The 11,620-nt window shown below is 67.4% G+C and carries 10 protein-coding genes; 1 reads left to right on the forward strand and 9 read right to left on the reverse strand.

The window, feature by feature from the left end:
* Positions 1-57 precede the first annotated feature (57 nt).
* The 7 genes from BLU62_RS05430 to BLU62_RS05460 form a co-directional block, all read right to left on the reverse strand.
* Entirely contained in the window at positions 58-1,005 is a 948-nt protein-coding gene (locus BLU62_RS05430) for a diiron oxygenase (RefSeq protein WP_074848531.1), read from the reverse strand.
* Positions 1,002-1,883, reverse strand: a complete 882-nt coding sequence (locus BLU62_RS05435) for a prephenate dehydrogenase dimerization domain-containing protein (protein ID WP_074848533.1) — start codon at positions 1,881-1,883, stop codon at positions 1,002-1,004. The genes BLU62_RS05430 and BLU62_RS05435 overlap by 4 nt, the downstream gene beginning before the upstream one ends.
* Positions 1,880-4,012 (reverse strand): aminodeoxychorismate synthase component I, encoded by a 2,133-nt coding sequence (gene pabB / locus BLU62_RS05440; RefSeq protein ID WP_074848535.1) that lies wholly within the window; start codon positions 4,010-4,012, stop codon positions 1,880-1,882. The genes BLU62_RS05435 and pabB overlap by 4 nt, the downstream gene beginning before the upstream one ends.
* 1 nt (position 4,013) lies before the next feature.
* On the reverse strand, positions 4,014-4,445 hold the full coding sequence (locus BLU62_RS05445) for a chorismate mutase family protein (RefSeq protein WP_074852704.1): 432 nt from the start codon (positions 4,443-4,445) through the stop codon (positions 4,014-4,016).
* A gap of 290 nt (positions 4,446-4,735) precedes the next feature.
* Entirely contained in the window at positions 4,736-5,830 is a 1,095-nt protein-coding gene (locus BLU62_RS05450; RefSeq protein ID WP_074848537.1) for an ATP-binding protein, read from the reverse strand.
* Positions 5,831-5,940: 110 nt separating this feature from the next.
* Positions 5,941-6,243, reverse strand: coding sequence for a hypothetical protein (locus tag BLU62_RS05455; RefSeq protein WP_074848539.1), 303 nt, complete (start codon positions 6,241-6,243; stop codon positions 5,941-5,943).
* The gene (locus tag BLU62_RS05460) at positions 6,240-6,815 is read right to left on the reverse strand and encodes a recombinase family protein (RefSeq protein WP_074848541.1); all 576 of its coding nucleotides are present in this window, start codon (positions 6,813-6,815) and stop codon (positions 6,240-6,242) included. Before BLU62_RS05460 ends, BLU62_RS05455 begins: the two co-directional genes overlap by 4 nt.
* Positions 6,816-7,188: 373 nt before the next feature.
* Between BLU62_RS05460 and BLU62_RS05465 the strand changes: the two genes are divergently transcribed.
* The gene (locus tag BLU62_RS05465; RefSeq protein WP_280141515.1) at positions 7,189-8,607 is read left to right on the forward strand and encodes an LLM class flavin-dependent oxidoreductase; all 1,419 of its coding nucleotides are present in this window, start codon (positions 7,189-7,191) and stop codon (positions 8,605-8,607) included.
* A gap of 291 nt (positions 8,608-8,898) precedes the next feature.
* Here the strand turns inward: BLU62_RS05465 and BLU62_RS05470 are convergent, their stop codons facing one another.
* Together BLU62_RS05470 and BLU62_RS05475 are read right to left on the reverse strand one after the other, a co-directional pair.
* Positions 8,899-10,098 (reverse strand): acyl-CoA dehydrogenase family protein, encoded by a 1,200-nt coding sequence (locus BLU62_RS05470; protein ID WP_074848543.1) that lies wholly within the window; start codon positions 10,096-10,098, stop codon positions 8,899-8,901.
* Complete coding sequence (locus tag BLU62_RS05475; RefSeq protein ID WP_074848545.1) at positions 10,095-11,477, reverse strand: LLM class flavin-dependent oxidoreductase; 1,383 nt, start codon at positions 11,475-11,477, stop codon at positions 10,095-10,097. The genes BLU62_RS05470 and BLU62_RS05475 overlap by 4 nt, the downstream gene beginning before the upstream one ends.
* Positions 11,478-11,620 lie beyond the last annotated feature (143 nt).

Here is an 11,620-nt window from a genome sequence, read left to right on the forward strand (position 1 = left end):
TTCCGGCCAGCGCGTCTGAGCCTTGACCAGCGACTTCGCGGGGCTGCCGGATCGTGGTCAACACCGGTCGAGCCCACCGAACCGGGCGAGCAGCCGGTCGATCGCGCTGCAGTCCTGGAGGAATCGCGAGCGGTCGGGATCGTCGGCGACCTCGCGCAGCATCGCGTCGCCGTCCGGGATCTGCTCGGCGGCGAGGATCGCCGACCACACGGCCGTGTCGGTGGCCGTGAACGCCTCGACCCCGTCGCGCAGGGCCCGCGCCAGGAACGTCCGGTCGTCGGAGTCCAGCTTGTCGTGCACCATCGCGATCATCTCGACGGCGACCGAGGCGTGCGCGCGTTCGTCGCGGCGGTGCAATGCGACGGTGGCCTGGTGCACCGGCTGGATCGTCGGGTCGGTGGCGATCAAGGTCAGGTAGTCGCCGATGGAGGTCTCCGCGACCGTCGCGTACGCCAGGGTCGTCAGGGCCGCCGCTCGTGGCGAGTCCGCCCGCGCGACCGCCTCCCGATGCCCGCGCACGGTCGACGACTGCGGCAGCGTTGCGTCCGGCAGCGCCCAGCCGCGACGACGGCGGGTGAGCGCGGACGCGTTCAGGTGCATCAGCGTGTGGTATTCCTCGTCGACCATCGACTGCACCACCGCCGCCCGGCCGGCATCCGAGAACCCGGTGCCGAAGGCGTCGCGGAACAACAGTCCGAAAGCGGGTGTCACGACGTCCTGTTCGACGTCGACGACGTCCTTGTTGTAGGCGATCCACCCCCACGCACGGACCCGGGACCGGACATCCTCGTCGAGCCGCTCCCAGTTCGGGTGCCCGGCGAACGGGAGCAGCGACTCGGGGTAGTCGACACGGGTGTCGTCGTAGAGGTCGTCCATCGTGGGTACGTCGAGTTCGGTTTCGTTGCGCCGCACCGTCGCCCGCCGCGGCCAGCTGCGGACCAGCCCGCTGATCACCGCCGTCTCCAGCGGATCGGAGGCGTCGTGATCGGGGAGGTGGCCGGTCATGGCGACAGTCCTTCGAACATCCGCGCGCACAGTTTCGCGTACTCGTCTGCGTGACCGCCCAGCGGGACACCGGCGTCGACGAGCAGTGCGGTGAAATCGTCCGTGTCACCATCGGCGGCGGCAGAAACCCGGGACACGGCCCGCGCCAACGCCTCCCGCGCCGCCGGCGCACAACGGTTGGACGCCTGCACGTCCCGATACACCGCGGGCGAACCGCCGGTGACCCGCGCCAGCAGCGCCGACATCGTCGTGAACGGGGGCGTGGCCAGTGCCGCCGCCTCGTCGGCGTCCACCCCGAGATCGGCGAGCGCACATCCGAACGCCAGGATCGTCGCGTGCGTGAGGGCCTGTACCGCGGCGCACACCCGGTCGTGGCGGTCCGCGGTCGTGACCTCGATCCGGGCGCCCCACCGGGCCAGGTCCTCGAGCAGACCGTCCGCGCCCGGGCCGTCACGATGGACGACCACCGCAACCGGACGGCCGGGCAACCCCAGGGACGGCGCGAACATCGGGTTGATCCCGACGATCGGCCCGCCCCGATCGGGATCGGCCCCGCCCAGATCGGCTACGGCCGCAGCGAACTGAGACTTGACCGATAGCGTCTCGACCACCAGCGCCGTCGGCCGTAGCCGCGATCGCAACGCCTCCACCGCAGTGAGGGCCACCTCCTCCGGCACCGCGAGGGCCACGACGTCCGCCTCGTACAGTCGTGCAGACGCTTCCGGGCCCGGACATCGGATGTCGTCGCCGCAGCGGGCATCGAGGACGTGTACGGTGTTCCCGTCAGCGCGCCACCGGTCGGCGAGCATCGTCCCGACGGCCCCCGCTCCTCCGGCGACGACCACCGACCGAGCGCCGGGGGCGGGCGATCCGGTCACGGCTCCTTCTCATCGGCGACGGACAGGCAGCGTCGCATCGACAGTGCCTTCACCATCGTCTCCTCGAACTCGTCGTCCGGATCCGACAAGGCGACGATCGCGCCCCCGACCCCGAACGTCACCTCGGAATCGGTCGCGACCATCGTGCGGATCACGATCGACAGGTCGGCGGTTCCCGTCAGCGAGAAGTAGCCGATCGCTCCCGAATACACCCCGCGCGGACCGGCTTCGAGTTTGTCGATGATCTCCATCGTGCGGATCTTCGGCGCCCCGGTCATCGAGCCGCCCGGGAATGCGGCCCGCACACAGTCGACCGCCGAGCACTCCTCACGGAGCGTCCCGCGCACCGTCGACACCAGCTGGTGCACCGGCGCGTACGTCTCCACGTCGAACAGTGACGGGACGTGCACCGACCCGGGCACGCAGACGCGCGACAGGTCGTTGCGGACGAGATCGACGATCATCAGGTTCTCCGCCCGATCCTTCTCGCTTTGTCGAAGGTCGGACTGTAACCCCCGATCCTGCACGGGATCCGCCGACCGCGGCCGGGTGCCCTTGATCGGTTTCGACTCCACCGTCCGGTCCGCCCCCACCTTCAAGAACCGCTCCGGGGACGCGCTGAGCACCGATATCCCCGAGAACTGCAGCAACGCGCTGTACGGCATCGGGCTGATCTCGCGCAGGCACGAGTAGCCGGACGTTGGGTCGAGGCTGCGGTGCACGGTCGCCGAGTTCGTCAGGCACACCTCGTACGACTCGCCGGACCGGATCTCGGCGAGGCATTGTTCGATGAGTCGCAGATACGTCGGGTGGTCGTGCCGGAATACGACCGGCACCTCGTGCGGCGCCTGGATGAGCGGGGGAGCAGTCGCCGCCGGTCCGGGCAGCGGGTCGCGCATGTCCCGGATGGTCGACGCCGTCTCGCACAACCACTGCGCGGTCTCGGGGTCTGCGGTGTCGGGGTCTGGGCTGTTGACCGGCTCGAGTGCGAGCAAGTACGCGCACCCGCGCTCGTGATCGATCACCACGGCCCGGTCCGCGAACACCAGGGCCGCGTCGGCCTGCTCGGAGGCGTGTGCCAACTGTCCGCCGGTGTCCGCTTTGAGTTCGTAACCGAGATAGCCGACATAGCCGAGACAGAACCCGAACGGTAGATCCGACTGCGGCGCCACCGACCGTTCCCGCAGTTGCGCGTCGAGGTAATCGAAGAAGGTACTGCGGATCTCCTCCACGCCACCGTCCGAATGTTCCACCCGCACGGTCATTTCCGGGACCCGGTAGGTCACGTATTCGGCGCGCGGCCCCGAGCAGTCGCCCATCACGGAGAATCGGCTGCCTGCTTCGTTGGCCGCGGACCCGTCCAGCCAGTAGCTGTTCGGTCCACCGGCGAACAGCCGCTGATATACCGCCTCAGGGTCGACGATCCGGTCCACCCGCTCCGACCGAACGCGGTAACGGTGTGCCGGAGTCGCCGGCGTTGCCTGTGCCACCCCGGTTGTCGGCAGGGTCGGGGAAACTGTCGCAGTCGTCGGTACCGACCGGCGTGCCCGCACCGGCGTCGCCGCCGCGAAGTTCGCCAGCAGCTCGCGACCGAACTCCGTGCAGATCGACTCCGGATGGAACTGCACGCCCCACAACGGCAGTTCCCGGTGACGCACCGCCATCAGGACACCGTCGTCCGACCACGCCTGTGCCTCCAGCACGTCGGGGATGTTCATCACCGCCAGCGAGTGGTATCTCACCGCCCGGAACGGGGACGGCAGCCCGGCGAACAGGTCTCGGCCGTCGTGGTGGACACTGCTGATCCGTCCGTGTCGCGGCTCAGGGGACGGCACCACCGGACTGCCGAACACATGACACAGGCCCTGATGTCCCAGGCAGACCCCGAGCACGGGAAGTCCGCCGTCGGTCATGGCCCGCGTGCTGATCCCGAAGTCGCGGACGTAGTCCGGGCGACCCGGGCCGGGGGAGACGACCACGTTGTCGAACGCCCCCAGGTCCACCGACGCCCATGGCACGTCGTTGGCGACGACCACTGGTTCCCGGCCGTTGACCTCGGTCAACAAGGCGTACAGGTTGTACGTGAACGAGTCGTAGTTATCGATCAGCAGTGTGCGCACCGCGACCACCTCAGTCCACGTCGATGTTGCCGGCGCCGTCCGCGGCCGTCCGCTCGGCGAGGACACGATCCGGGCCCTCGTGCCCGACCGGAACCCCGTTCGTCCGCAACTCCTCGGTCGCGACGATGAGGTCTTCCACACGGCAGGTCTCCGCGATGAGCAGGTCATAGAGGTCGTGCAGGAACTGTGGGGAGAGCCCGTGGTCGAGGGCGTACCGGTGGGCGTGCTCGTGCACCGCTCCGACGCGGCGCGGCTGCATCACCGGAATGGCGGGCCGCTCCTTGAGATGCGCGATGCGGGTGCACACCTCTATCCGGGCGCGCACGTCCTCGAGGAGCCGGTCGTCGATGTCGTCCAGCTCCGCACGCAGATGCCCGAGTTCCCGTGTGCCGAGGTCGCCGTCGCCCCTCATCGGCGCATTGTTGCCCGTCGATCCATTCATGGCACGACCACCTTGCACTGTCCGAAGGAGAGTGCGGCCCGCCAACTTGAACCGCTCGAATCGCGGCGCGGGCGCCGAACTGACACTGCGCCCGGTTCGCATTCGCGAACCGCGTTTCCCGACTCGATCCATGGTCGCACCGACGCCGCGTACGGCGAAGGCCTTGGCATCACCAGCTGATCACGATTCACCAACGACCGTGCCGTCACCGTCATCCGTTCGGATGGTCGGGCGTCCGTTTTATCGCAGTCGGTCCGATCGAACGCGGGCTCACCGCAGAGAAGCTGCGCTCAGGCGAGCAACGGCACCCCGACGTCGGCGCCGCCCTCTTCGGTGATCCGAGCCCCCATTCGGGTGAAGGTGGGCGTGGTGATGAATCCGCCGGCGAAGAGGGCTTCACCCTGGCGGAATTCGGGTGACTCGGCCAGCAGGTGTTCGCCGACGAATCCGAAGGTGTCGGCGAGTTCGGCGAGGTCGCGTGGTGCGTTCATCCGCATGAGGCACAGGTTGTCGCACTGGGACAGCACGTTGGGGTGGATCTTCGTCGGGCGTTGTGTCGACAGGAGAAGCCAGAGTCCGAATTTGCGGCCCTCGGCGGCGATCTGCACGACGCGATCGATCAGGGCCTGCTCGACGGCGCTGGTGGCGACGGGCGGGCAGATGTTGTGGGCCTCGTCGATCACGATGAGGACGGGGCGTCGTTCTTCACGGCGGGCCCACAGGTGTTCGAGCACGCTGAGTGCGGCGACCTTGGGTTCGGCCGGGTGGGCGAACCCGCCCAGGTCGAGCACTGTGGCCTGTGGGCGTTCGTCGATGATGTCGGTGGCCGCGACCTCGCCCCGCGCCCACAGGTCCCAGTCGAGGACCTGGAGGTTCTCGATCCGTTTGGCGAGCCGCTGGTGGCCGGGGTCGTCGGAGGCGCGTAGCGCGGTGAGGTAGGTGCTCTGGTCGGGACTGGCGGCGCCGGAGATGGCGGCGTCGGCGTGGAGCAGGACGTTGTATTCGTCGGCGTCGGCGATCGGATCCAGCTGCAGGACGGCGGCCTTGGCCGTCAGCGGTAGTTCGGTGAACCGCGTCCGCAACTGGGGCAGGTCGCGTCGGGTCGTGTGCAGTACCCGGATGTCGGATTCTTCGACGGCCGCGGCGACGTCGGGGTCGGTGGTGTCACGCGTCTCCGGTAGCCGGGTGAAGTCGGCGTTCGGGTCGAGGATGAGCAGTGGGAGCCGTGTGTTGAGGAGCAGTTGCTCCAGCACCACTCCGAGTGCGTAGGTCTTTCCCGATCCGCTCTGGCCGCACCAGAAGGTGTGCCGGTTGAACTTGTGTGCGGAGAGAACGACTTCGGACGTCGCGTCGTCGCGATGGCTTCCCACTGTCAGCTGAACCACGAGTGAACAATACGGCGTCGGTGGACTCGGCACCGACTCGCAGGGCCGCGTGCCGTCGGGCAAAGTCGGTCAGATCCGTTCGACCTCGTCGAACACGATGGTGTCGCTGCTCATCTGCCGGCGTGCCGCAGGTGCCCGTACAGTGCCGCGCGGTATCCGCGCGTGTAGCTGGGTTCCTCGTCATCCGGGTCGGGCGGGCAGTCGAGGGTCGACGACGCGAGCTGACGTGCCCACGGTGCCGGGAGTGAACACAGGGCGGCCTCCGCGTCGTCGAACCCCTTTTGGAACAGATCGGGATCGAGGTGCTCGTCGAGGTCGGCGTCGTAGATGGGGAACGAGGTGGGCAGCCGCGTGACGACGCCGTATTCGGTGACGATGTCGAGTTCGGGGAGCTCGTTCTCATGATTCGTCAACGGACCGTACGCCTTTCGGCGAGGGTGCGGTAGAGCGTCGCGCGACTGACTCCCAGCGCCTGGGCGATCCTCGGTACGGATTCGCCTGCGGCCCGCATCTGTTCGGCGCGCAGCACCTGCTCGTCGTCGAGGACTCGCGGGCGCCCGACGGTCGACGCCGGTCGCCGGCTCGCCGTCGTCAGTGGTCTCGCCGAGTCGAGCGTGGGGGAGGGGTCGTCGAGTTCGGCCAGGGACGCGAGGACGCCGACGACCATCGCGCCGGTGGGATCGTCGGTGTCGATCCCCTCACGCAACGAGCGGAGGCCGATGCGGCGTTTCGCGAGTTCGCGTGTGATGGCCATGACTTCGCGAATGTTACGGCCGAGGCGATCGATTCCCACAACGACGGTCGTGTCACCGGCCCGCGCGTAGTCCAGCAGCGCATTCATGCCCGCCCGACGGTCCGCGGACCGAACCCGGTCGGCGGCGTCGGAGTAGATCCGTCCCGGATCCACCCCGGCTTCCGTCAATGCGTCGATCTGTGGACCGAGAGCGTGGGCTCCCGGGGTCTCGCGCGCGTATCCGAGGGCCATTCCCGGTGCGCCACCTCTCGCTTCGTCCGTCACGAACCAAACCTTATCTCAAAAGTCTCGATACGGTTTCTGAGACGCGCCGAGATTCGAGACGGAATTTGGAGAAGTCTCCTAGCAGCGCGTATTTTCAGAACTTTGGTGTCGCAAAATAGGGTCTCGTAAGTTTCGAGACATTGTCGGATTACGAGCTGCGTGTGCTGGGCCCCGGGCCACCGGACAGAACCCGAGGTGATCGGACGCTGCGTCGCAGGGGGAGTGCGCGCCGACTGTCGGGTTTCGATCACGGTGCGCACAAGCAGTGCCCCGGCAAACCGGACGCACCTAGGGTGCAGCAGTCGTAGTCGCGTCCCTCGTCGTGAAAGAAGCAGCACTCGTGTCCCAAGAACCTGTCCGTCCACTCCACTTCGCGGCGTTCGTCATGAACACCACGAGCCACATCGTCCAGGGCACGTGGCGTCGCCCGTCGTCGAGGTCGGCAGACTTCAACGATCTCGACCACTGGGTGAATCTCGCGAAGACGCTCGAGCGTGGAAAGTTCGACGCCATATTCTTCGCCGACGTCGTCGGGCTCTACGCCCCGTACCGCGGTGACGAGCGGAAGTACTTCGAAGCGGGTCTGCAGGTCCCGAGCAACGACCCGAGCGTGCTCGCCAGCGCGATCGCCTATGCGACCGAGCATCTCGGGATCGCATTCACCGCGAGCATTCTGCAGGAGCATCCGTTCAACTTCGCCCGCCGGATCTCGACGCTCGACCACGCGACGAAGGGTCGTATCGCATGGAACATCGTGACGAACTACCTGCCCAATGCCAGCCGCAACTTCGGTCTCGAAGGACTGACCGCCCACGATGCGCGTTACGCGTGGGCCGACGAGTACGTCGACGTCACCTACAAGCTCTGGGAGGGCAGTTGGGACGACGACGCGCTGCTGCAGGACCGTGAGCGCGGCATCCACGCCGAATACGACAAGGTCCACCGCATCAACCACATCGGAGAGCGGTACCAGGTCGAAGGGCCACACCTGGTGTCGCCGAGCCCCCAGCGCACGCCGTTCCTGTTCCAGGCGGGTGCCTCCGAGGCCGGCCGTGACTTCGCGGCGCAGAACGCCGAAGCAGTGTTCCTCGGAACACCCAACCGTGAAGCCGCACTGCGGGACACCTCCGACATCCGCAGGCGTGCGGTCGCGCTCGGGCGCCGAGCCGACGACCTGAAGTTCTTCCAGGGCCTGTACGTCGTGCCGACGTCGACCGAAGCCGAAGGAGCACGAGTCGCGGCGGAACTCGACGAGTGGATCGACCACGACGGCCACCTCGCGCACATGTCGGGCTCCATCGGCATCGACTTCGGTCACGACGACCTCGACACCCCGGTCGGCGAGATCAAGACCGAGGGAGTCCGGTCCATGATCGGCTGGATCAACGACCTCGTGACCGACCGCCCGGCCACGCTGCGCGATGTCGCGCACCACACCGCGACCAATCTCCGCATCGTCGGGACCCCGGAGAAGATCGCCGACGAGCTCGCTGCCTGGCAGCAGAGCGGCGTCGACGGCATCAACCTCATGAACTACGAGATCCCCACCTCATACGAGGATTTCGTCGACCAGGTGATCCCGACTCTGCGCAAGCGTGGTCTCATCCAGAGCGAGTACTCCGACGGTACGCTGCGTCAGAAGATCTTCGGCGAAGGGGATCGGTTGCCGGATCGCCATCACGCCACGCGGTACCGCGGTGCGTTCGGGGCGGGAGTGACCAGAGCTCCGGACGAGACGCTCGCAGGTGCGGTGAACTGACGAATACGCAGCTCTTCGTGCCCGCGGTGATCACCAGATCGTCGCGGGCACAGTGTATTGCACGGGTTACCCGGACTGAGGTCGCGTGCGACATCGCTTAGGACGCGCGAACTCGGCCGAAGGTGCAGAGCCTGATCGACATCGCGTGCGACTTCGTTCCGGCGGAGGGAATGCGACAAGGGCCTGGCGACGTGATGTCGCCAGGCCCTTCGAGGCTCGTCGCTTGCGCTCCTCGCACTCAGGGAGCAGTTGGGTGTGTCTAGCTCTGAGCTCCAGGGTGCAGTGGTGCGGTCAGAAGTACCCGTTCGCCGGCAGGGGAGTGTCGTTGACCAGGAGGTCACCCAGGGCGATCGCCTTGTACGACGTCGGGTTGTGCAGGGTCACGGTGCGGATGTTGCGCCAGTGCCGGTCGAGGTTCTTGGCCCGGCTCGCCGACGACGCTCCGCCGACGTCGAACAGGTCTGCGGCAGCACGCAGTCCGACACGATCGATGTGGACCTTCACCCGCGCGGCCGCCACCGACGCCTTGACGAACAGATCGGGCTCGATCATGCCGCTGCGTGCCGGCGCGAACGCCTCCTCGACGGTCCGTGCGGCGTCGAGGACGGCGGCCCGCGCCACGTGGGCGGCTGCGTCGATCTCACCCACGGTCCCGAGCAGTACCGGATCATGACGCGGTTCATCTGCCGGAGCGTGATCGAAAGTCCTTGAGCGCGAACGCAGCAGGGCGGTCGCATCATCGGTGACCGACAACAGGATTCCGGTGATGAGTGCCTGCAGATAGAGCTGCAGGAACGGCCCGTCGTTGGCGATCGCCGCGGTCGACGCCGGGTCGGTGAAGGCGAGGACGTCGTCGGCGGTCACCCGGACGTTGTCCAGGGTGGTGGTGCCGGTACCGGTGCGGTTCTGGCCGATCCCGTCCCAGTCGTCGACGATGCTGATGCCGGCCCGGTCGACGGGCAGGACGATCCGCGCGACCTGGCCGTCGAAGTCCCCGCCTCGTACGGTCGCGGTGACCGAGACGTAGTCCGAGAACGCGGTGCCGGTGCTGTAGAACTTGGCCCCGGTCAGCAGCCACCCGCCGTCGACTGCTTTCAGCTGGGTCTGGAAGGACAGCGATCCGGCGTTTCCGGTGCGTTCGCTGGTCGCGTTCCCGAACACCTTGCCCGCGGCGATCTCCGCGACCCACCGGTCGCGCACGGACCCGTCGGGGAACCGGCGGATCTGCTCGACGAACCAGAAGTGCGCCCGCAGGATGTGGGCGACGATCGGGTCTGCACGCGCCAGATCGATGAGGAACTCGAACAGCTCGGGTGCGCCGGCCCCGGGGCCGGACGCATCGTCGAGAGTCAAAGCGGTGTAACCCGATTCGCTCAGCAATCGCACCTGGGCGTGCGGGTCGGTCCCGGTCAGCTCACGCGCAGCCGCATCGGCCGCGATCTCGGCCAGGACTGTCGAACGGTCGGCGACGACCCGGGTCAGGACGCTCACACCGGCACCTCGACCTTTTCCGCGAACGCACCGCGGTACGCCGCGGCGGGATGCGTCTCCGGCAGGGTGTCCCGACCGGTCAGCTTGCGCCGCGTCGTGCCGGGCGCATAGTCGTGCTGCGCGAGTCCGCGTTCACGCAGTACCGGCAGGACGTGCTCGGCGAACTCGACGTACGTGCCCGGGATCGTCGCGTTGATGACGTTGATGCCACCGACGCCGGCATCGCGCCACTCCGCCAGGCGATCGGCGATCTGTTCCGGAGTGCCGACGACACGTCCGCTGCGACTGCGCAGTTCGGCCAGGTCGCGGACGGTCGGTTCGCGGTCCGGCACGGCCTCGCGCAGCCACAGCAACGTGCTCTGCGTGCCCTCGGTCTTGATCTCGCCGATCGGGGTGTCGAGGTCGTAGAACCCGAGATCGAACCCCAGGCCGCCGGCCGAGTGGGCGATGATCGTACTCGGGTCGATGTACTGGTCGAGCTCGGCCGCCTTCCGGCGTGCCTCCTCCTCGGTACTCCCGATGACGAACGAAAGACCTTGGAAGAACTGGATGTCCTGCGGGTCCCGGCCGGCTTCGGCAGCCAGACGACGGGTGTCGTCGACGAGTCCCTTCGCAGCCTGCGGCGTGGGCGAGACGATGAACTGCGCCTCGGCATTACGGGCGGCGAACCGGCGGCCCGTCGGGGACGAACCGGCCTGGAACAGCACCGGCGTGCGCTGCGGCGAGGGCGCCACCAGGTGTGGACCCTCGACCCGATAGCGGTCGCCGACGTGATTGATCTTGTGGACCTTGTCGAAATCGGCGTGGATGCCGCTGGCCTTGTCCTGGACCAGGGCGCCGTCATCCCAGCTGCCCTCCCAGAGCTTGAAGACGACGTCGACGTACTCCTCGGCCCACGCGTAGCGGTCGTCGTGGGCGGTGATCCCGTCGTATCCGAAGTTGCGCCAAGCATTTTGGGAGAGGCTCGTGACGATGTTCCACGCGATGCGCCCGTTGGAGGCGTGATCGAGCGTGGAGATCTTCCGGGCGAAGTCGAAGGGGTGTTCCTGCAGGATCGAGCTGGTGATGGCGATACCCAGGTTCTCGGTGTGCGACGCGAGTGCGGACGCGAGAACGAGCGGGTCGTTGCTGGGGATCTGCAGTCCGGTGTCGACGAATTTCTTCCAGTCGCCCTGGTAGTCGTCGTAGAGTCCGACGACGTCGGCGAAGAAGACGAAGTCGAACTTGGCTTTCTCCAACGTCTTCGCGAGGTCGATCCAGTGCTGCAGCGAGTTGAAATCCGTCTGCCGGGCATCGGGAGCGCGCCACGCCCCGTGCAGGATGTGGGACGTCGTGTTCATCACAAAGGCGGCGAAACGCAAGGGTTTTGGCTCTGACACCCGGATGACGGTACTTTCGCCCCCCGCCGTGTGCGTCGTTGTACTCAGGGTGAATCCAATGCCTGACGCAGATGTCTCCGATCACTACCGTACGGAGCTGACCGCGGGTGCACCGTGCCGACTCGACGGTGCCGAACCACCGG

The organism is Gordonia westfalica, assembly GCF_900105725.1.
Lineage (GTDB): Bacteria > Actinomycetota > Actinomycetes > Mycobacteriales > Mycobacteriaceae > Gordonia > Gordonia westfalica.

Bases quoted from the DNA above. Each gene is read 5' to 3' on its own strand.
- BLU62_RS05430 (WP_074848531.1), bottom strand. From the start codon at position 1,005: ATGACCGGCCACCTCCCCGATCACGACGCCTCCGATCCGCTGGAGACG.
- BLU62_RS05445 (WP_074852704.1), bottom strand. From the start codon at position 4,445: ATGAATGGATCGACGGGCAACAATGCGCCGATGAGGGGCGACGGCGAC.
- BLU62_RS05460 (WP_074848541.1), bottom strand. From the start codon at position 6,815: ATGGCCCTCGGATACGCGCGCGAGACCCCGGGAGCCCACGCTCTCGGT.